Origin of the sequence: Gemmobacter nanjingensis, from assembly GCF_014652195.1 — a bacterium.
Classification (GTDB): Bacteria; Pseudomonadota; Alphaproteobacteria; order Rhodobacterales; family Rhodobacteraceae; genus Gemmobacter; species Gemmobacter caeni.
Genome location: NZ_BMYI01000004.1, coordinates 127,880 through 147,458 on the forward strand (window position 1 = coordinate 127,880; position 19,579 = coordinate 147,458).

Below are 19,579 nucleotides of genomic sequence, written 5' to 3' on the forward strand. Positions count from 1 at the left end.
ATGGCCCTGACGCTGGAACAGGTGGGGGTCGCCTTCGGCGGCTTCCGGGCGCTGACCGAGGTCAGCCTTGCCATTGCGCCCGGACAAGTTACCGGGCTGATCGGGCCGAACGGGGCGGGCAAGACGACCTGTGTCAACACGCTCACCGGCTTCCAGCGTCCGGACACCGGCCGGGTGGTGCTGGAAGGGCGCAACATGTCGCGCCTGCCCGCCCATGGCTTTCGCCGCGCGGGCGTGGCGCGCACCTTTCAGGCCGGGCGGCTGTTCGGGGGCCTTGATGTGCTCGATAATCTCGCCTGCACCGGCGTGGGACTTGGCATGCGCCGCGCGGCGGCGGAACAGGCAGCGGCAGAAGTGCTGCACTGGATGGGGCTGGAGGCGCTGGAAAGCCGCCCCGCCGCCGGTCTGCCCTATACCGACGAGCGCCGCATCGCCATTGCCCGCGCGCTGATCGGAAACCCGGATTACCTGCTGCTGGATGAACCCGCCGCCGGTATGTCGGAAAAAGAGGCCGCCGATCTGGCCGGCCTGATCCGCCGCATCGCCACCGAAAAGGGCATCGGCTGCCTGCTCATTGAACACAATGTCGGCCTCGTGCTGTCGGTCTGTGCGCATGTTGTCGTGCTCGATGGCGGGCGCGTCATCGAACAGGGCGACCGTGCCACAATCCTTGGATCTGCTGCCGTGCGCGAAGCCTATTTCGGCGCAGACCAAGCGGAGGCCGCATGATGGCGAAGCTGGGCATCCATGACCTTGCGGTGCGCTACGGCAAGCTGACCGCGATTTCCGATCTGTCCTTCACCGTGGCCGAAGGGGAGCGGCTGTTCATTTCCGGCCCCAATGGCGCGGGCAAATCCTCGCTTCTGGGCGCGATCTCGGGCGCGGTGCCTGCGGCGCATGGCCGGATCGAGATGGATGGCGACATCCTGTCCGGCCTCGGCCCCGAACGCATCGCGCGGCGCGGGCTGTCGATGGTGCCGGAGGGGCGGCGTATCTTTGGCGGGCTGACCGTGCAGGAGAACCTGATGGTCGGCACCGGCATCCGCCGTGACCGGGCCGCTGTCGCCGACGATCTGGAGACGGCCTTTACCGCCTTTCCCATCCTGCGTACCCGCGCCCAGGCCCCGGCGGGCGCGCTGTCGGGCGGCCAGCAACAGATGCTGGCCATCGCCCGCGCGCTGATGACCAACCCCAAGGTCATGCTGGTTGATGAACCCTCGCTCGGCCTCGCGCCCAAGGTGGTGGACGAGGTCTATGACCGGCTGTGCAGCCTGCAAGCCCTGCGCGGGCTGACGCTGGTGATCGTCGAACAATCCTCGACCCGCGCCGCGCGGGTGGGCGGGCGCATGATCCTGATGCGTGGCGGACGCATCGTCGCCGATGGCGATGCCGCCGGTTTCGCCGCCGCCGACCTGCTGTCGGAAGCCTATTTCGGAGACCCGGCATGAGCCTGCAACTTCTGTTCGACGCCCTGTCACTGGGCGGTATCTATGCCATTGCGGCGCTGGGGATCGCGCTGATCTTCGGCGTGATGAAGCTGGTGAACTTTGCCCATGGCCAGTTCATCGCCTGCGCGGTCTTCGCGCTGATCCTGCCCTCCACCGATGCGGTGGCGGCGCTGGGGCTGGGCCTGTTGCCCACGCCGCTGCTGATCCTGGCGATCCTTGGCTTCGGCGCGGGGCTTGCCGTGGCAGCCGAAGCGCTGGTGTTCCGGCCGCTGCGCAATGCCTCGCCCGTGGCGTTGATGGTGGGCAGTTTCGCGCTTGGCGTGGCGCTGCAAAACTTCTTGCTGGTGCTTTATGGCGGGCGGCCCAAGGCGATCAGCCTCTGGGCAGGGCTAGGCGCCCCGGTGCGCATTGGCCCGGCCGAGGTGCCCTTGCTGCAACTGATCGTCATTGCGGCGGTCATCGCCATCCTGCTCGCACTTGGCCTGATGCTGAAACGCTCGCGCCTCGGGCTGGAGATGCGCGCCGCAGCGGCAGATTTCGGCATGGCGCAACTGCTGGGCGTGCGGGCGAACCGCGTGATCTCGGGTGCCTTCGCGCTTTCCGGGGCGCTGGCGGCAGTGGTCGCGCTGGTCATGGTGGCACAGACCGGGGTCGCCGATGTGCGGATGGGTGGGCAGATCATGCTGATCGCCTTCATCGCCACCGTGGTTGGCGGCATGGGCAGCCTGCCCGGCGCCGTGGCGGCAGGGCTGGCAATCGGCGCGGCCTCCGCCCTGCTGCAAGCCGGTCTGCCCGATGCGGCGCGACCGTTCCGCGATGCCTTCCTTTACGCGCTGGTCATCGTCGTCCTGCTGTTCCGCCCGCAGGGCCTGTTCGCCGCCGCCGACGCCAAACCAAGGGTCTGAGCCATGATTACCCAACACCGTATCCGCCGCCGCATGGCGGCCACCACGCCGATCCTGCTGGCGCTACTGCTACTGGCCTTCGTGGCACTGACCCTTGCGCTCGGCGACCGCGCCGCCGCACGCATGGCGTCAGAGACCCTGATCCGGGTCACGCTGGTCGTAGGATTCTGGATCTTCGCCGGCAATTCCGGGGTCATCAGCTTTGGCCATGCCGCCTTTGCCTGCGTGGGCGCCTATGTCTCGGCCTGGACGACGCTGAACCCCGCGATGAAGGCGACGCTGCTGCCCGGCCTGCCACCCGCACTGGCCGAGGCGCACTGGCATGTCCTGCCCGCCGCGCTGACCGCCGGGCTGGTGGCAGCCGCGCTGGCGCTGGTGACCGGGGCCGCCATCCTGCGCCTTTCGGGCATCGCCGCCTCCATCGCCACTTTCGCCTTTCTTGCCATGGTCAACACGATCTGGGCGAACTGGACGCCCGTCACCGGCGGTACTTCGTCTGTCGTGGGGCTGGCGCGCTATGTCACCCCCTGGGTGGCACTTGGCTGGGCCATCGCCGCGATCCTTGCCGCAAGCCTTTACGCCGCCTCTGCCTCAGGCCTCGCCCTGCGCGCCACGCGCGAGGATGAGGTGGCGGCCTCTGCCTCCGGTATCGACCAATACCGCCACCGCCTGCTGGCCTATACGCTGTCGGCTTTCTTCTGCGGCGTGGGCGGGGCGCTGGCCGGGCACTTCATCGGTGTCATCAATCCTGACGGGTTCTACCTGAGCCTGACCTTCCTCATGCTTGCCATGCTGGTGGTCGGCGGCATCGGCTCGCTTTCGGGCGCGGTGATCGGCGTGCTGGCAGTGTCGCTGGCGGTGGAGGCGCTGGTGCGACTGGAGAAGGGCTTCACCCTGGGCGCCACCACCTTCGCCCTGCCCCCCGGCAGTCAGGAAATCATCATCGCCGTTGCGATGATCCTCGTCCTTGTCTTTCGCCCCGCCGGTCTGATGGCCGGGCGCGAGATCATGCTGCCCGCCCGCTGGGTCACCGGGCGCGGCACATCGCAAAACTGACCCGGATCCAACAGGAGACTTGCCATGAAATACGCCTGCTCTTTGCTGGCCCTGCTGGCGCTGACCGCGCCCGCCTGCGCCGCCGATGACATCACCGTCGGCTTCGCCATCGCCAAATCCGGCTGGATGGAAGCCTATGACACCCCTGCCGCCACCGCCGCGAAAATCCGTATCGAGGAAATCAACGCCGCGGGTGGTCTGCTGGGCCAGCAGATCAAGGTGGTGGAGGCCGACACCCGCACCGACCGGGCCGAGGCCGCCAAGGCCGGGCTCGACGTGCTGGATCAGGGCGCGCAGATGATGGTCGTGTCCTGCGACTACGACTTTGGCGCCCCCGCAGCGCTGGTGGCGGAGGGCGAGGGGATGAACAGCTTCTTTCTCTGCGCCGAGGATGTGAAAGCCGGGTTGCAGGGTGTTGGCCCGAACAGCTTTTCGTCGTCTGTCCTCGCGCCGGTGCAAGGCGCGACCATGGCGGAATGGGCTTATGCGAAACGCAGCGCCCGCACCGCCTTCGTGCTGGAAGATACGTTCATCGAATATAACAAGGGCATTTGTACCGGCTTTGACTGGATGTTCCCGCAACTGGAAGGCGCAGAGATCCTCGGCCGCGACACTTTCAAGAACGACGATGCCTCCATCGCCAGCCAGATCACACGCATCAAATCGCTGGAAAAGACGCCCGATGTGATCATGCTCTGCTCGGTCATGCCCGGTGCAGCGGCGGCAGTGCGCCAGATCCGCGCGGCGGGGATCGAGGCGCTGATCCTCAATGGCTCGGCGGTGGACGGGTCTTACTGGCTGGATGCGGTACCGGGGCTTTCGGGCTTTGCGCTGCCGGTGCAGGGGGCGATTTACGGCGACGATCCGCGCCCTGAGGTCGAGGCCTTCAACGCCGCATATGAGGCCAGGACCGGCGCGCGTCCGGCCAGCCAGTATGCCTATCCCGGCTATGTGCTGATCGACCTCTGGGCCAAGGCGGTGGAACGCGCGGGCACCGTGGATGGCGCCGCCGTCACCGCCGAACTGGAAAAGATGCAGGCCGAACCCACCGCCTTCGGCCCGCGCAGCTTCAGCGCCGAGCTGCATCACCAGAACACCGCGCTGATGCAGATTGTCGAGATCACCGGCGGCAAGCCCGCGCGGGTCGATGAATGGCAGATCTCTCAGCCCGTTCCGCTGGATGTGCTGCTGGGCAAGTGAGGCAATGGCGCGCCCCGTTACGGGGTGCGCATCTTACAGATAGGGCGGCGTGCAGGCCGAAACCACCAGCGCCTCGCGGTCGCCGATGTTGCGAAAGCGGTGTGGCAGGGTCGAATCGAACAGATAGCTGTCGCCCGCCTTCAGCACCGCGCAATGGTCGCCCGCCGTCACCTCGATTTCCCCCGCCACCACCACGCCCCCCTCATGCGAGGCATGTTCCAGCATCTGCTCGCCGGTATCGGCGCCGGGCTCATAGCGTTCGTAAAGGATTTGCAGGTTATGCGCCCGCGCGTCCCCGACCTGTTGCAAGGTGATCCGCCCGCGCGGACCTTCCAGCGTCGAATAAAGCCGGGTGGTCAGATCGCGCAGCTCGTGCGGCTTGAAGAACAACGCTTGGGTGACCGGGGCATCGGGTTCAAAGAATTCCGACATGGTGACGCCCAGACCGCCCAGAATCTTGCGCAGGGACGAGACCGAAGGGCTGGAGCGGTTGGTCTCGATCATCGAAATCTGGCCATGCGGCACATCCGAGGCCTCGGCCAATTGCCGTTGCGACAGGTTTGCTGCCTGCCGCATCTGCTTCAGCCGCGCGCCCACATCGAAATCCTGCATGCCGAACCCCTTGGTTTTGCACAGCATAGTCAGCCCACCGAAAGCGCGCAATCTTTTGCCATGCAGCGCATTGCCACACCGCATTATATTGCTCAATATATTGAGCATTGATACACAGAATCACCGTATAGCCCCGGAGAGTGCAATGTCCGAATCCGCCCGCCTTGCCAGCCGCAAATCCGCCGCCGTCGCCCGTGGCGTCGCCACGCGCGGTATCTATGCAACCCGCGCCGAAAACGCCGAACTCTGGGATGCCGAGGGGCGCCGCTTCCTCGATTTCGCCGCCGGGATCGCGGTGAACAACACTGGCCATCGCCACCCGCGTGTGATGGCCGCCGTCGCAGAACAGGCGCAGGCGTTCACCCATACCTGCTTCCACGTCGCGCCCTATGAGGGCTATATCGCGCTGGCCGAGCGGCTGAATGCGGCAACGCCAGGCAATTTTGACAAGAAAACCATGCTGGTAACGACTGGCGCGGAGGCGGTGGAGAATGCCATCAAGATGGCACGCGCCTTCACGGGGCGGTCTGGCGTCATCGCCTTTTCGGGCGCCTTCCATGGCCGCACCCTGCTGGGCATGGCGCTGACCGGCAAGGTCGCACCCTACAAGAAGGGCTTCGGGGCCATGCCGCCCGAAATCGTACATGCCCCTTTCCCGAACGCCTTCCACGGCGTGACCGAGGCCGATGCGCTGGGACATCTGGAGCGGCTTTTCGCCTCGTCCGTGGACCCGGAGCGGGTAGCCGCCATAATCATCGAACCTGTGCAGGGGGAAGGCGGTTTCAATATCGCTCCGTTCAGCTTCCTGCGCGCGCTGCGCGAGATTTGTGACCAACATGGCATCGTGCTGATCGCAGATGAGGTGCAGGCCGGCATGGCCCGCACCGGCCGCATGTTCGGCTTTGATCATTCAGGCGTCGCCCCCGATCTGGTGACCATGGCCAAGGGGCTGGCCGGTGGTTTCCCGCTTTCGGCGGTGACCGGCCGCGCCGGGATCGTCGATGCGCCGAACCCCGGCGGTGTCGGTGGTACCTATGCCGGCAACCCACTGGCGGTGGCCGCGGCCCATGCCGTGCTGGATGTGATCGGGGATGAACAGCTTTGCCTGCGCGCCGCCGAGATTGGCGAGGTGATCCGCGCCCGCCTGACCCAGATCGCGGCCCGGCAGGGAATGGAGTGTATCGGCGACGTGCGCGGGCTTGGTGCGATGAACGCTTTCGAACTGGTGACCGACCGCGCCACCAACGGCCCCGACGCCGCCCTCACCGCCGCCGTCGTGGCCGAAGCCGAGGCGCGCGGGCTGATCCTCTTGTCCTGCGGCACGCGCTACAACGTCATCCGCCTGCTGCCGCCACTGACCATCCCGATGGATCAGCTGAACGAGGCACTGGACATCATCGAAGCCTCGATCGAGGCCGCCGTGATGGCCCGCGCCGCCTGATCCCCAGCCACCCTTGCGCGACGCCCGCCCTGCCCCACCGGCAGGGCGCGGCCCCGCTTTGCCCGGAGCCTGCCATGCCTGACCCGCATCTGAACCTGATCAACGGCGCATGGGTGCCTGGCGATCATCTGAGTGAAAACCGCAACCCCTCGGACCTCGCGGATCTGATCGGGCTTTATGCCGCAGGCACCGCCGGGGATGTGACTGCGGCAGCCGGGGCGGCGGCGGCTGCGCAACCCGGCTGGTTTGCCGCCGGTCCGCAGGCGCGCGCCGATCTGCTGGACCGCATCGCCACCCGGATCGAGGCCGAGGCGACAGACATCGCCACCATGCTCGCGCGCGAGGAGGGCAAGATCCTGCCCGAAGCGCTGGCCGAGACCCGCCGCGCGGCGCAGATCTTCCGCTTCTTCGCGGGCGAGGCGCTGCGCATGTCGGGCGAGGCGCTGGCCTCTGTCCGCCCCGGCGTCGACATCGAAGTCACACGCGAGCCGGTAGGCGTGGTCGGTCTGATCACCCCATGGAACTTTCCCGCCGCCATCCCGGCGTGGAAGATCGCGCCCGCGCTGGCCTATGGCAATGCAGTGGTGCTGAAACCCGCTGAACTGGTGCCCGGCACCGCCCATATGCTCGCCCGGATCATCCATGAGGCGGGCTGCCCGGCGGGGGTGTTCAACCTCGTCATGGGGCCGGGCTCGGTTGTGGGCCGCGCCATGGTCGAGGCGCCGCAGATCGGGGCGATTTCCTTTACCGGCTCGGTCCCGACGGGGTGCGCCATCGCCCGCGCGGCGGCCGAGAGGATGAAGAAAGTGCAGCTCGAAATGGGCGGCAAGAATCCGATGGTGGTGCTGGATGACGCCGACCTGCCCACCGCCGTTGCAGCCTGTCTGAACGGCGCGTTCTTTTCGACCGGGCAACGCTGTACCGCTTCGTCGCGGCTGATCGTGCAGGCGGGGATTCACGATGCCTTCGTGGCGGAATTGACGCGGCAGATGATGGCGTTGCGTGTCGGCCCGGCGCTGGCGCCTGACAGCCAGATCGGCCCGGCGGTTTCCGCACAGCAACTGGCCGGAAACCTGTCTTATGTCGATCTGGCCCGCGCCGAGGGCTGCGAGGTGGTCGGCGGCGAACGGCTGGACCTGCCGACCGAGGGGTACTTCCAGCACCCCGCCCTGTTCCTGAACGCCCGCAACTACATGCGCGTGGCGCGGGAGGAAATCTTTGGCCCCTGCGCCGCCGTCATCCGCGTCGCGGATTTCGACGAGGCGCTGGCGGTGGCGAATGACAGTGATTTTGGCCTGTCCGCCGGGATCTGCACCACCTCGTTGCGGCACGCGCGGGCGTTCCGCCGTCAGGCGCGGGTGGGCATGGTCATGGTGAACCTGCCGACCGCCGGGGTGGATTACCATGTGCCTTTCGGTGGAACCAAAGGCAGCTCGCTTGGCCCGCGCGAACAGGGGCGGCACGCGGCGGAGTTCTATACCACGGTTAAAACCTCTTATAGTTTCGCGGGTTAGGCCATGGATGCGATCCTGACCATCAATCCCGGCACCACGACGACGCGGCTGGGCCTGTTCACCTCGGATGGCGCCGGGGTGCGGGCGCTGGCTGAAGTGACGCTGGACCATGACGAGACGGTCATGGCCGCTTTCCCCGACATCGCCGCACAACTGCCGTTCCGGGCCGAGGCAATTACGGCTTTCCTGCGCGGCCGCCCTTCGGTTCGGCTGGTGGCCGTGGCAGGGCGTGGCGGGATGCTGACGCCGGTGCCGCCAGGGGTGATCGCCGTCGATGACGCGCTGGTGGATTTTGCGCTGCACCGGCCACTGCATCCGCATGCCTCGAACCTCGGGGCGCCGCTGGCGCAGCGTATCGCGGCGGCGGCGGGCTGCCCGGCCTTCATCGTCGATCCGGTGTCGGTGGATGAACTGCCGCCTGTCGCCCGTATATCGGGCTGCCCGGACATCCCCCGCTTTTCCTTCGTGCATGCGCTGAATATCCGGGCCTGCGGACGCAGGCTGGCAGGCGAGTTGGGCAAGCCTTTCGCCGCGCTGGATGCCGTGGTCGCCCATCTGGGTGCGGGCATTTCGATTGCCGCGCTGAAGGGCGGGCGGATCGTCGACAACACCAACCGCATGGAAAATTCGCCCTTTTCCCCGGAACGGGCGGGCGGACTGCCACCGATGGCGCTGATCGACCTGTGCTACTCTGGCGGTTATGACAAGACCGCGCTGAAGCGGCGGCTTTACGGACAGGGCGGGGTTTTCGCCTATCTGGGCACCAAGGACATGCGCCGGGTCGAGGCGATGATCGACGCGGGCGACGCGCGGGCCGATCTGGTCTGGCAGGCCATGGTCTATCAGATTGTGAAGGCCATCGGCGCCATGGCGGCGGTGCTGGACTTCCGGCCCGATGCGGTGCTGCTGACCGGCGGCATGGCGCAATCGGCCCGGCTGCGCGCGGCGATCACCGCCCGCTGTTCGGCACTGGCACCTGTGGTCTGCTATCCCGGCAGTCACGAAAGCGCGGCACTGGCCGAGGGGGCGGCCCGTGTTCTGGCCGGGCAGGAGATTGCGCGGGTCTGGCCGCCAACCCCCGAGGTGGAGCCGATGCCATGGTGATCCGCAGCTTCACCGAACTGGAACGCGCACTGAAAGGCAGCCGCCCCCTGCGCCCCGCTGTCGCCGGGGCCGCCGATCCTGCGGTTCTGGAGGCGCTGGCCGAGGCGCAGGCGCGCGGGTTGATCGCCGGTGCCTTTCTTGCCGATGACGCGGCCCTGTTGCGCCCAATGTTGCCCCCTGGTCTGAGGGTGGAAATCGCCGATACCCACGACCCCGCCGCTGTTGCGGTGGCCGAAGTGCGGGCGGGGCGCGCCGATGTGCTGGTGAAGGGCCAGATCGACAGCGCCGCCTATCTGCGCGCCGTGGTGGCGCGGGAAACCGGCCTGCGCGCCTCGACCACGCTGTCAAACCTGACGCTGGCCGAAATGCCCGGCCTCGACCGGCTGATAGGCGCCACTGACAATGGCATTGTGCCCTTGCCGACACTGGACCAGAAGCGCGCCATGATCCTGAATGCGGTGCCGCTGTTCCGGGGTCTTGGCGTCGCGCCGCTGCGCGTGGCCGCCATTGCGGCGTCTGAAAAGGTCAGCGCCGGCCAGCCTGCAACGACGGATGCCAGCACCCTGGCCACCGAGGCCGCCGCCGGGCAGATCTCCGGTGCACTGGTTGACGGGCCATTCGGCTATGACGTGGCGCTGTCGGCAGCCGCTGCCACAAAGAAGGGGCTGGCCTCGGCGGTGGCCGGTCGCGCCGATCTGATCCTGTTTCCGTCCATCGAGGCGGGCAATGCCACGGTCAAGGCGTGGAAACTGCATGGCCATGCCCGCACCGCCAGCCTTGTGCTGGGCGGGTGCGTGCCGATCCTGCTGAACTCGCGCGCGGATGGGGCAGAGCAGCGCTGGCTGGGTCTGCTGCTGGCCGCTGCGCTGCGGGCCGGACAGGCCGCCCCGCTATAGCAGCTTTCGCAGCGCGGGCAGCATGTCATCCAGCGCCGCGCAGGGCGTGGCGCCAAGGGCCGCAATCTCCGCCGTCACATCAACCGGGAGGCCGGTGTTTGACGCATCGGGGATCTGGTTCAGCTTGCCGCCGATCAGAACCGGAAGCGTCGCCCCGCTCTGGTTCAGCGCCGCCATCACAGCCTGCGCGTAACCAAGCGCCACGCCGTTATAGGTGCTGATCGCCAGCGCCTCGGCCCCTTCAGCCAAGGCTTGCGCGACCAGCGCTTCGGGATCTGTGCTGACGCCACCGTCCAGAACCTCGACGCCCATACCTTCCAGCGCCTGTTCGACCAGATACTTGCCATGTTCATGCACATCGCTGGTGCCGACACAGACCCGCAGACGGCGCGGCAGCGCGGTTTGCCCGGCGACCCAGCATTCGGCCTTTTCATCCAGTTCGCGCGCCCATTCGGCGGCGACCAATGGCGCCCGACCGCGCGCGGCCAGCGGGCCTTGCCCAAACAGCGCCTCCAATCGTTTCGGCCCCATACGGCGGATCGCCAGCAACAGGGCCGCGGGGTCGTCCTCCGGCACACCCCGGTCGGCCAGCCCGGCCAGCACCGCCTGCGCGAAGGCGCGTCCCCCGGCGACCAGCCGGTCGGCCAGCGCCTCGACCCGGTGCCAGTCGGTCAGCGCGGCGTGATGCGGCGCGTGATCGGCCAGGCGACGGGCAAAAGCCTGAGCCTCGACAATTTCATCGACATCGGGAATGCGCTGGTTCTCTGTCACCGGCACAGGGTTCACCGCATGCCCCGTGGCCCAGCGACCCAGCGCCATCATGTCAGCCAGAAGATAGCTCGCAAGGCTTGCATAATTCCCCGCAGACCCAGCCTGATAGGCGACGGTATTGCCAAAGATCATGGTGCCCGGCGTGTCTGTCACCCGCGCCAGCGCGGCATGGAAGGCCATGCGCGACAGCGGGTCGCTGAAATGGTGGCCATAGCAATGCGCCAGCCGTGCGCCGATCAGCCCTTCGACGATGTGCTTTTCCACCAGCACCATGCCAAGCGCCGAGGCCATGTCCAGAAACAGCCCCGCGAAGCCGTCATCGAGGTTTGAATGCACCAGCACCTGCGTTTCTTGTGCGGCAATCAGGCCAAGGGCGGTAACGGTCGCCTCGGTCGTCGCCACGTCATCGTTCCAATAGGGCAGGCGGAAGGTGAAATACTGCCCCAGATTGCCGACCGAGGTGGCGCCTGCCGCCAGCGCGGCGCAGGTGTTTTCCACACAGCCCGGCAGGCCGATCATGAAATCGCCGAAATGCGCGGCGGCGGGGGCGGCATGGGTGATGCGGGCGAAATCTTCCGGCCCCGTCAGCACGATGCCGGTGCCACGCGCAGCCTTTTCCCGCAGCGCCTGCGGATAGCCCATCGACCAGTCGAGCGTGATGCCGAAGCGATCCACCGTCATGCTCTGGGCGGCACAGCGGTCATGCACCTCGGCAATGGCGCCCAGCGTGCGGTCGACATTGCGAAAACCGATATGGGCGTGCTGCATGATGCGGCTGTTACCGATGCGGCGCTTCCATTCCGCCTCGGACGTCACAGCCTTCTCGGCGAAGAACGGGCAAGGGCCGACGCGCCAGTCACGGGCAAGCGCGCGGCCACGCGACAGAAGTTCAGCACCGGAAGGAAGGCGCGGGTCAGGGAGCGGCGGGGATTCGGGCATGATCGCTCTCGCAGGGGTCAGCGGCAGGATAGCGCGGCGCAGCCTACGCGCCAGCCCTTGCCTGGGCCGTTTCTGCGGACGAGGATACGGCAAGGAAATTGGGGGCAAGATGCTGGGGATCATCGGAGTCGGGCATCTGGCGGCGGCACTGCTGGCGGGGCTGCACCGGGCGGGGTTCGCGCCAGGCGAGGTGCTGCTGTCGCCGCGTGGCCGGGCGGCAGAGATGGCGGTGCGATACGGGCATCCGCTCGCTCGCGACAATGCCGATCTGGTGGCGCGCTGCGATCTGATCCTGCTCGCGGTGCGGCCAGCGGCGGCACCCGGCGCGGTGGCGGGGCTGCCGTGGCGCGCAGATCATCTGCTGGTTTCGGCCTGCGCCGGTGTGCCACTGGCAACGCTGGATACAGGCCCTGCCCGGCGCATGCGCATCATGCCCCTGACGGCGGCCGAGGTCGGTGCCAGCCCGACCGCCTGCTTCCCTGATCTGCCAAGGGCGCGACGGTTACTGGAGGCACTTGGGCCCGTCATCCCCTTGACCAGCGAGGCGGAGTTTGAAATCGCCACGGTTTCCGCCGCGATCTATGGCTGGGCGCAGGATCTGATCGGGCGAAGCGCCGAATGGGCAACCGCGCAGGGCCTTGACCCACTGGTGGCGCGGCGGCTGAACGCGCTGACCTTCGCGGCGGCCGGGGCGCTGATCGACAGCAAGCCCGAGCCGATGGCGCAGATGCTGCACGAACTTGTCACCCCCGGCGGCATCACCGAGCGCGGCTTTCAGATACTGAAAGCGCATGGCGTCAGTGCGGGATGGGAGGCCGCCTGCGACGCAGTGATGGACAAGCTGAAAGGGCGTTAAAGCGCCAGTTTCAGCCGCCCCTCGCCGCGCGAGCGGCAGCACATCATCCGGGTGCCCGCAGCCCTTTCCGCAATGCTCAGCACCTTGTCGCGATGATCGACCGTGCCATCCAGCACCGCGACTTCGCAGCTGCCGCACAACCCTTCCTCGCAATCCGAGGCGATGTCGATGCCAGCCGCGCGCAGAACCTGCAACAGGGTACGGTCGGCGGGCACGGGCAGGGTGAAGCCGCTGTCGGCCAGTTCGACCTCGAAGGGACGGTTGTCGGCAAGGTCGGTATCGTCGCCCGCGCTGAAATGCTCGATGGCCAGCACCAGATCGGGGCGCGTGGCCGTCAGGCTTTGCAGGGCCTCAAGCATCCGCGCCGGGCCGCAGGCGGAAATGCGGGTGCCCGGCGCAGCAGCGGCGACCAGTGCCGCCAGATCGGCGCGTGGTACGCGGTCGCGCGGATGCGCCGTCACCTGCCCCGCGTGATCGCGGCTCAGCCGCGCCAGATGCGCCATCCGCGCCTCGGCCGCGCCAAGGTAATGCAGATGATAGCGCGCCCCGATCCGTTTCAGCCGGTCAGCCATGGCCAGGATCGGCGTGATGCCGATACCGCCCGCAATCAGCAGATGCGCAGGCGCCGCCTCGTCCAGCGGGAAGTGATTGCGCGGCCCGCGCAGCCGCAGCACCGTGCCGGGTGTTACTGCGTGGAAACGGCGCGAGCCGCCGCGCCCGGCCTCCTCGCGCAGAATCGAAACGGTATATCCCGGCTCATCCGGATCACCGCAAAGCGAATAGCTGCGGTCGAAGCCGTCAAGCTCCAGATCCACATGTGCACCAGCGGTCCAGCGCGGCAGCGGGCGCCCCTGCGGATCGGCCAGATGCAGAGAGATGACGCCTTCAACCTCCGTCTGCACCGCTGTCACCACCACGCTGCGGGCGATGTCCTTGCGACGCGGGGCGCCGATCTCGAACCGCGCCCGCTCGGCCCCCTCTGCCGGATTGGCGGCAACATCCCATTCCACCCAAAGGTGATCCGGCCCCCGGAACGAGGTATTGGGCAGATAGGTGAATTCCTGTTCGGCCAGGCGCAGATGCGGCAGGCGGCGGGACAGTTCCTCAAGGATGATGCGCAGTTCCAGCCGGGCAAGGTTTTTGCCCATGCACTGATGCGCGCCATAACCGAAGGTCAGATGATCGGTGGCATTATCTCGGTAGATGTCGAAACTGTCGGCATTCTGGAACTGGCGTTCGTCATGGTTGGCGCTGGCCATGACGATCAGCAGCTTCGCTCCCGCAGGCAAATCGGTGCCACCCACTGTGGCGGGCGAAGTCAGTTGCCGCCGCCAGGCCACTACAGACCCAGCATAGCGCAGACATTCCTCCACCGCATTGGGGATCAGCGCCGCATCCTCGCAGATCGCGCGCCAGCCCGCGCCATCGGTCAGCAAGAGCTTGATCGCATTGGCCGCTGCATGGGCGGTGGTCTCATGCGCCGCGACGATAATCGCCATCATCATCGAATGAAGATAGCTGTCGGTCACGATGTCAGGGTGCAGGGCGTTCTGCCGGATCGCCTCATGCATCCAGCCCTGGCCGTGGGGTTCCGCCCGCATCCGGTTCAGCACCTCGCCCGCGAACTGCCAGAACCGGCCCACCTCATGCGCCAGCGCGATCTGATCCTCGCGCGAGGGTCGGCCCCAGGTGTTGACGGTATGCGCCATGGAGAACTCGCGAAGGCGGGCCATGTCACTTTCCGGCACACCAAGGAAATGCAGCGCCACCGTCAGCGGGATTTCCCACAGCATCTCCTCCACCAGATCGGCACGGCCTTTGGCGATGAAAGCATCCACCTTCTCGCGCGTCAGCACCCGCACACGGTCGCGGTGCGCCTCAATATTGGCGGGCAGGAAATGCGCCATCAGCACGCGACGGCGTTCGGTATGGGCGGGTTCGTCCTCGTTCACCAGCGTCCGGTTCATCGCATAGCCATAGGAGGCCAGCACAGCCATCGCTTCGTCGGGGAAGGGGGTGATCTTTTCCAGCACATTGCACGGAGAAAATAGCAATGGATCGCGGAACACCGCCTTCACATCGGCATAGCAGCTGACCACCCAATAGCCGGTCTCGGGGCTGTAGAACACGGGCTCCTCCGCCCGTGACCAGGCCAGCGCGGCGGCGGGGTCGATCTGATATGCGCCGGTGAACGGGTCGAAGGCGCGGGCGCGGTCCGACACGGGGCAGGCAGCGCCATCAGCATGGGCCGGGCATCCGGTGGTCATTGGCGATCCTCCCCTGCGGCTTGATATATGAGCGATAATAGCACATAAATGTGCTATATTTGACGCTACAGAAAGGGCGGCGCTCGTGTCAACTGCAACGACTCCCGAACGGGTGCAGACCCTCGACCGCGGCTTGCAGGCGTTGAGCGTCATTGCCGCGCGCGGGCCGATTGGCATGGCGGCGCTGGCGCTGGCGCTGGGGGTGGACCGGCGTATCTGTTACCGGCTGGTCGCCACGCTGGAGGCGCATGCCTTCGTCACCCGGCTGGCGGATGGCACGGCGATCCTTGGGCCGGGGCTGCTGCCGCTGATGCAGGGAGTCCATGCCCGCCTGCGGCTGCACGGGCAAGAAGCGGTGGATGCGCTGGCCCGCGATACCGGGCAGACGGCCTTCCTTTCGGTCGCGGCGGGCGAGGACTGTCTGGCGCTGCTGACCAGTCCGGGCAAGAGCGGGCTGCTGGAGATTACCTATCGCGTCGGCGCCCGCCATCCCATCGGGCGCGGCGCGGCGGGCATCGCGATCCTGTCAGCCCGGTCACAGCAGCCCGGTGACAGCGCGCAGGTGGTGCAGGCGCGGCAGGACGGATGGTCGGCCACCAGCGGCGAGTTGCAGCCGGGCGCGCATGGTATCGCCGTGCCGCTGCGCGCTGGGTTCCTGAGCCGTGCCGGGATCGAAGCCTGTCTGGGCGTGGTCAGCGCCCAGCCGCTCGACCTGTCAAGTACCGTAGCCGCACTGGACGCCGCCACCACATGCCTGGTCGCGCAACTGGACGGCGCCTAGGCGAAATCGACAAACTTGCCGAAGGGCATTTCGCGCAGCCGTTGCCCCGTGGCAGCGAAGATCGCGTTGGCCAGCGCGGGCGCAGCGGGGGGCACCGGCGGCTCGCCGATGCCGCGCACCTCTGGCGCGTTTTCCAGTACGCGCACCACAATCTCGGGGCATTGGTCCAGCCGCATCCCGCTGTGGCTGTCGTAATTCGTCTGCTCGGCCATGCCATCGGCATAGGTGATTTCGCAATTCATCGCATGACCCAGACCCCAGATCACCGCGCCCTGAATCTGGTTCTCGATATTCACCGGATCGACGACGCGGCCCACATCGGCCACGCAGAACACCCGGTCGATACGCAGCCCGGCGTCGGTCATGCGCACATCCACGACTTCGGCCACATTGACCCCGAAGCTCTGGACAAGCGCGACGCCCCTGCCCTGCCCCGGTGCCGGGCCGGGGCCTTGCCAGCCAGACAGTTCCGCCACCGCCTCCAGCACGCCCCGCGCCACCGGGTCATTGCAAAGCCGCAGCCGTTCGGCCATCGGATCCGCCCCGGCGGCGTGGATCAGCTCGTCCAGAAAGCTTTCAAGGAAAAACCCGCCGAGCGAGGCGCCGACCGAACGCCAGCTGGAGACCGGCGCCAGCCCTTCCACCGCATGCGCCCGCACCCGAAAGGCGGCGGGCGCGTAAGGCGCGTTCCAGATCCCGGCGGGAAGCTGGTTGTCCGGCCCCGGCACCGAATAGCCCGCGCGCCCGAGTTGCGAGCGACTGGGAGAGGGGCCGGAGGTCACGATCTCCACCGCCTGCACCTGCCCGTTTGCCACCGTGCCACGCCCGCGCGCCATGCCCGGCGGGCGGGTGAAATCCTGCGCGAAATCCTCTTCGCGGGAATAGGTCAGCTTGACCGGGGTGCCCGGCATCTGCCGCGCAATCTCGGCCGCGCGCAGCACATGGTCAAACTCCAGCCGGTGTCCGAAACTGCCGCCCGCGAACTGGTTGTGCAGCGTGATCTGGCCAGAGCCCTGCCCGGTGACACCCGCCACCAGATCCTGCAACATCCGGGGAAGCTGATGCGCCGTCCAGACCTCGGTTTCCGCCTCCAAATAGCGGACAATCGCGTTCAGCGGCTCCAGCGGCTGATGCGCCAGATAGGGCGCGCGATATTCGGCGCTGACGACATCAGCGGCGGAGAGGCCCGCGTCCATATCGCCGTCGGCCCGCCATTCCTTGTCCAGATGCGCGGGATCAAAGCCTGCCTCCACTGCCGCCCAGTGATCGGCCATTTCGGCGGGGTAAGGCGCGGGGCCCCAGTCACAGACCACCGCCTGCGCCGCCTGCATGGCGCGCCATGTGTTGTCGGCGATGACCGCCACGCCATCGCGGATCGGCAGCACCTGCGCAACGCCGCGCATCGCTTTCGCCGCCGTCGCGTCATGGCTGAGCAGCACACCACGCCGGGGGTTCAGCCGCACCGCCGCATGGACCATACCCTCGACCTTCAGGTCGATACCATAGACCTGCGTGCCGGTGGATTTTGGCAGTATATCCAGCCGCCGCATCGGCTTGCCGATCAGCCGCCAGTCGCTGTCGGGGCGCAATGGCACTTCCTGCACCGGATCGGACTGCGCGGCATCAGCCGCCAGCGCGGTATAGGGCACCGCCGTGCCATCAGGCAGGATCACGGCGCCGTTCTCGCTGCGCAGCAGGGCCACATCGACACCGTGGCGCTGTGCCGCCACCCACTTCAGCGTCTCGCGTGCCATGGCCCCGGCTTGTCGCAGCTTCACGAAACTGTCCGGCACCGCGCTGGAGCCTCCCGTTCCCTGCATCCCGACCAGTTTGAACGCCGCATTCATCGCGCCGCGCGTGGCACGGGCCGCGAGGCCGGTATCGCCCGGCAGGAAGGGCGCGCTTTCAGCACCCAGCGCAGTATTCCAATAGGCCGCAGCGGGCGGACCGAATTCGGTGGCGACCTGCGCGGGATCAACGTCCAGCTCCTCGGCGATCAGCAGCGCCTGCATCGACATGGCTCCCTGCCCCAGATCGGCATGCGGGGTGATCAGGGTGATGCGGTCAGCGGTAATCTTGACCCAGGGGTTGAAGCTTAACTCCCCCGGCGCCAGCCCAGCCAGCAGCGGGTTTTCAGGGGTCTTGCGCACAGCGTAAAGGCCGAAAGCAACGCCCCCCGCGATAGCAGCGGAACCGATGAGAAAGCTGCGGCGCGCGATCTTGCCGATCCGGGACATGATTCAACCCTCCCGCATCAGTTGCGCCGCGCGATACACCGCCGCACGGATGCGCGGGTAGGTGCCGCAGCGGCAGAGGTTACCCGCCATCACTTCATCAATTTCGGCGTCGCTCGGGTTCGGGATCTGCGTCAGCAGCGAAGCCGCCTGCATGATCTGGCCCGACTGGCAGTAGCCGCATTGCGCCACCTGCCCTTCGACCCATGCCGCCTGCACCGCATGCAGCGCGGCGGGCGTGCCCAGCCCTTCGATGGTGGTGATCTCGGCGCCCTCGGCATCGGAAGCCGGGATCTGGCAGGACCGCATCGCTTCGCCGCCCAGCCAGACAGTGCAGGCCCCGCATTGCGCGATGCCACAGCCGTATTTCGTGCCGGTCAGGCCCAGTTCATCGCGCAACACCCACAACAGCGGCATGTCGGGTTCGACATCCACCTCGTGCATGGTCCCGTTCACATTCAGTCGCATCGGCTGCCTCCTGCTTCGGCGCAATCATAGCATGGGCCGAAGCGAAGGGCCGGGTCACGTTGCGTCACGCAGGGCAGCGGCGGGCGGGGGCAGGAAAGCCCCCGCCCTTCCCGTCAGAACGGGCTGTCGGGGAAGTAGAACTGCGCCGCATTTTCAGGCGTCACCAGGGTCGATCCGATGATGAACCGCCCCGAGACCGGCGCCGCCGATACGAAATGCAGTGTCGTCATCTCGATGGCCGAAGAGATCTGCGCAGGCGGATAGGTCACATCCACCGGAACCTGCTTGTCGCCGTCCATGACGCGCTTGATGATTTCCTTCATCCCGGCGCCGCCGACAATCCACATCTCATCCGTGCGCCCGGCGGCGGCGATGGCCTCCATCACACCCAGCGCCATATCGTCATCCGCCGCCCAGACGGCGTCGATCTTGGGATACTTCGACAGGTAATCCTGCATGACAGTGAAGGCGTCGTCGCGGTTCCAGTTGCCGTGCTGCTTGTCCAGCACCTCGATCCCCGAGCCGTCAATGGCCTTCTCGAAGGCGTCCACCCGCTCGTTGTCCAGTGTCGTGGGGATGCCGCGCAGGATCACCACCTTGGCGCCGGAGGGCAGGTTGTCGCGGAAATATTCCCCAGCGACCTGGCCAAAAGCGGTATTGTCGCCCGCGACATAAAGATCTTCGATCCCCGGCTGCGACAGCCCCCGGTCGACCACGGTCACCCATTTGCCCGCGTCTTTCACCGCCTTGACCGGCCCGGTCAGCGGCTCGGATTCAAAGGGCAGCACCACCAGCCCGTCGATATTGCGGGTGGCCAGCATATCCTCGATGTCATCGACCTGCTTGCCCGGCTCTCCCGCCGTGGCCAGCACGAATTTGACGTTGGGATAAATGGCCTCCAGCCGCTTGATCGTGTCCTGCGCGTGCCAGTTCAGCCCGCCCATGAAGCCATGCGTGGCCGAGGGGATGGAGACGCCGATGGTATAGGTCTTGTCCTCGGCCACCGCCATGGTGGCAAGGCTAGCGGACATGGCAAGCGCTGCGGTGGCACCGAAGAACTGTCTGCGTTTCATGGTCTTTCCTCCCT

The 19,579-nt window shown here is 67.0% G+C and carries 17 protein-coding genes; 11 read left to right on the forward strand and 6 right to left on the reverse strand.

Annotated features, from left to right (window positions below; translation table 11 throughout):
- The 5 genes from IE126_RS09590 to IE126_RS09610 are packed head-to-tail and all read left to right on the forward strand — an operon-like array spanning window position 1 to window position 4,609.
- Window positions 1–729 (forward strand): ABC transporter ATP-binding protein, encoded by a 729-nt coding sequence (locus IE126_RS09590; protein ID WP_189380817.1) that lies wholly within the window; start codon window positions 1–3, stop codon window positions 727–729.
- On the forward strand, window positions 726–1,448 hold the full coding sequence (locus tag IE126_RS09595; protein WP_229825369.1) for an ABC transporter ATP-binding protein: 723 nt from the start codon (window positions 726–728) through the stop codon (window positions 1,446–1,448). Before IE126_RS09590 ends, IE126_RS09595 begins: the two co-directional genes overlap by 4 nt.
- Window positions 1,445–2,353: a branched-chain amino acid ABC transporter permease gene (locus IE126_RS09600; RefSeq protein ID WP_054301308.1), complete on the forward strand. Its 909-nt coding sequence runs from the start codon at window positions 1,445–1,447 to the stop codon at window positions 2,351–2,353. The genes IE126_RS09595 and IE126_RS09600 overlap by 4 nt, the downstream gene beginning before the upstream one ends.
- 3 nt (window positions 2,354–2,356) lie before the next feature.
- A complete protein-coding gene (locus IE126_RS09605) occupies window positions 2,357–3,409 on the forward strand; it encodes a branched-chain amino acid ABC transporter permease (RefSeq protein WP_189380818.1) in 1,053 nt (350 codons plus the stop codon).
- 24 nt (window positions 3,410–3,433) lie between these two features.
- Entirely contained in the window at window positions 3,434–4,609 is a 1,176-nt protein-coding gene (locus IE126_RS09610; RefSeq protein WP_189380819.1) for an ABC transporter substrate-binding protein, read from the forward strand.
- Between the two features lie 33 nt (window positions 4,610–4,642).
- Here the strand turns inward: IE126_RS09610 and IE126_RS09615 are convergent, their stop codons facing one another.
- Window positions 4,643–5,221 carry a cupin domain-containing protein gene (locus IE126_RS09615; RefSeq protein WP_108129222.1) on the reverse strand — a complete coding sequence of 193 codons (579 nt, stop codon included), beginning with the start codon at window positions 5,219–5,221 and terminating at the stop codon, window positions 4,643–4,645.
- A 145-nt stretch (window positions 5,222–5,366) separates the two neighbouring features.
- Here IE126_RS09615 and gabT point away from each other — a divergent pair, with 145 nt between their 5' ends.
- The 4 genes from gabT to IE126_RS09635 all read left to right on the forward strand — a co-directional run bounded on the left by gabT (window position 5,367) and on the right by IE126_RS09635 (window position 10,176).
- On the forward strand, window positions 5,367–6,662 hold the full coding sequence (gene gabT / locus IE126_RS09620; RefSeq protein ID WP_189380820.1) for a 4-aminobutyrate--2-oxoglutarate transaminase: 1,296 nt from the start codon (window positions 5,367–5,369) through the stop codon (window positions 6,660–6,662).
- Window positions 6,663–6,736: 74 nt separating this feature from the next.
- A complete protein-coding gene (locus IE126_RS09625; RefSeq protein ID WP_189380821.1) occupies window positions 6,737–8,176 on the forward strand; it encodes an aldehyde dehydrogenase family protein in 1,440 nt (479 codons plus the stop codon).
- A 3-nt stretch (window positions 8,177–8,179) separates the two neighbouring features.
- Entirely contained in the window at window positions 8,180–9,280 is a 1,101-nt protein-coding gene (buk, locus tag IE126_RS09630; protein ID WP_189380822.1) for a butyrate kinase, read from the forward strand.
- On the forward strand, window positions 9,274–10,176 hold the full coding sequence (locus IE126_RS09635) for a phosphate acyltransferase (protein WP_189380823.1): 903 nt from the start codon (window positions 9,274–9,276) through the stop codon (window positions 10,174–10,176). Before buk ends, IE126_RS09635 begins: the two co-directional genes overlap by 7 nt.
- Here IE126_RS09635 and IE126_RS09640 read toward each other — a convergent pair.
- Complete coding sequence (locus IE126_RS09640) at window positions 10,171–11,886, reverse strand: cobalamin-dependent protein (RefSeq protein WP_189380824.1); 1,716 nt, start codon at window positions 11,884–11,886, stop codon at window positions 10,171–10,173. The two genes, IE126_RS09635 and IE126_RS09640, sit on opposite strands and share 6 nt — an antisense overlap.
- A gap of 109 nt (window positions 11,887–11,995) precedes the next feature.
- Here IE126_RS09640 and IE126_RS09645 point away from each other — a divergent pair, with 109 nt between their 5' ends.
- Entirely contained in the window at window positions 11,996–12,742 is a 747-nt protein-coding gene (locus IE126_RS09645; RefSeq protein ID WP_189380825.1) for an NAD(P)-binding domain-containing protein, read from the forward strand.
- Here the strand turns inward: IE126_RS09645 and IE126_RS09650 are convergent.
- Complete coding sequence (locus tag IE126_RS09650) at window positions 12,739–15,009, reverse strand: cytochrome P450/oxidoreductase (protein ID WP_189380826.1); 2,271 nt, start codon at window positions 15,007–15,009, stop codon at window positions 12,739–12,741. The genes IE126_RS09645 and IE126_RS09650 overlap by 4 nt on opposite strands.
- 85 nt (window positions 15,010–15,094) lie before the next feature.
- Here IE126_RS09650 and IE126_RS09655 point away from each other — a divergent pair, with 85 nt between their 5' ends.
- Window positions 15,095–15,790 (forward strand): IclR family transcriptional regulator, encoded by a 696-nt coding sequence (locus IE126_RS09655; RefSeq protein WP_152968331.1) that lies wholly within the window; start codon window positions 15,095–15,097, stop codon window positions 15,788–15,790.
- Here the strand turns inward: IE126_RS09655 and IE126_RS09660 are convergent.
- The 3 genes from IE126_RS09660 to IE126_RS09670 form a co-directional block, all read right to left on the reverse strand.
- A complete protein-coding gene (locus IE126_RS09660) occupies window positions 15,787–18,027 on the reverse strand; it encodes a xanthine dehydrogenase family protein molybdopterin-binding subunit (protein WP_189380827.1) in 2,241 nt (746 codons plus the stop codon). The genes IE126_RS09655 and IE126_RS09660 overlap by 4 nt on opposite strands.
- 3 nt (window positions 18,028–18,030) lie before the next feature.
- Window positions 18,031–18,492 (reverse strand): (2Fe-2S)-binding protein, encoded by a 462-nt coding sequence (locus tag IE126_RS09665; RefSeq protein ID WP_189380828.1) that lies wholly within the window; start codon window positions 18,490–18,492, stop codon window positions 18,031–18,033.
- 113 nt (window positions 18,493–18,605) lie between these two features.
- The gene (locus IE126_RS09670) at window positions 18,606–19,565 is read right to left on the reverse strand and encodes an ABC transporter substrate-binding protein (protein ID WP_189380829.1); all 960 of its coding nucleotides are present in this window, start codon (window positions 19,563–19,565) and stop codon (window positions 18,606–18,608) included.
- Between the last annotated feature and the right edge of the window lie 14 nt (window positions 19,566–19,579).

Excerpts from the sequence above, each read along its gene's own strand:
- IE126_RS09610 (WP_189380819.1), top strand. The coding sequence starts at position 3,434 with ATGAAATACGCCTGCTCTTTGCTGGCCCTGCTGGCGCTGACCGCGCCC.
- IE126_RS09650 (WP_189380826.1), bottom strand. The coding sequence starts at position 15,009 with ATGACCACCGGATGCCCGGCCCATGCTGATGGCGCTGCCTGCCCCGTG.
- IE126_RS09635 (WP_189380823.1), top strand. The coding sequence starts at position 9,274 with ATGGTGATCCGCAGCTTCACCGAACTGGAACGCGCACTGAAAGGCAGC.
- IE126_RS09645 (WP_189380825.1), top strand. The coding sequence starts at position 11,996 with ATGCTGGGGATCATCGGAGTCGGGCATCTGGCGGCGGCACTGCTGGCG.
- IE126_RS09640 (WP_189380824.1), bottom strand. The coding sequence starts at position 11,886 with ATGCCCGAATCCCCGCCGCTCCCTGACCCGCGCCTTCCTTCCGGTGCT.
- buk (WP_189380822.1), top strand. The coding sequence starts at position 8,180 with ATGGATGCGATCCTGACCATCAATCCCGGCACCACGACGACGCGGCTG.
- IE126_RS09670 (WP_189380829.1), bottom strand. The coding sequence starts at position 19,565 with ATGAAACGCAGACAGTTCTTCGGTGCCACCGCAGCGCTTGCCATGTCC.
- IE126_RS09660 (WP_189380827.1), bottom strand. The coding sequence starts at position 18,027 with ATGTCCCGGATCGGCAAGATCGCGCGCCGCAGCTTTCTCATCGGTTCC.
- IE126_RS09590 (WP_189380817.1), top strand. The coding sequence starts at position 1 with ATGGCCCTGACGCTGGAACAGGTGGGGGTCGCCTTCGGCGGCTTCCGG.
- IE126_RS09600 (WP_054301308.1), top strand. The coding sequence starts at position 1,445 with ATGAGCCTGCAACTTCTGTTCGACGCCCTGTCACTGGGCGGTATCTAT.
- IE126_RS09605 (WP_189380818.1), top strand. The coding sequence starts at position 2,357 with ATGATTACCCAACACCGTATCCGCCGCCGCATGGCGGCCACCACGCCG.
- IE126_RS09625 (WP_189380821.1), top strand. The coding sequence starts at position 6,737 with ATGCCTGACCCGCATCTGAACCTGATCAACGGCGCATGGGTGCCTGGC.
- gabT (WP_189380820.1), top strand. The coding sequence starts at position 5,367 with ATGTCCGAATCCGCCCGCCTTGCCAGCCGCAAATCCGCCGCCGTCGCC.
- IE126_RS09665 (WP_189380828.1), bottom strand. The coding sequence starts at position 18,492 with ATGCGACTGAATGTGAACGGGACCATGCACGAGGTGGATGTCGAACCC.
- IE126_RS09615 (WP_108129222.1), bottom strand. The coding sequence starts at position 5,221 with ATGCAGGATTTCGATGTGGGCGCGCGGCTGAAGCAGATGCGGCAGGCA.
- IE126_RS09595 (WP_229825369.1), top strand. The coding sequence starts at position 726 with ATGATGGCGAAGCTGGGCATCCATGACCTTGCGGTGCGCTACGGCAAG.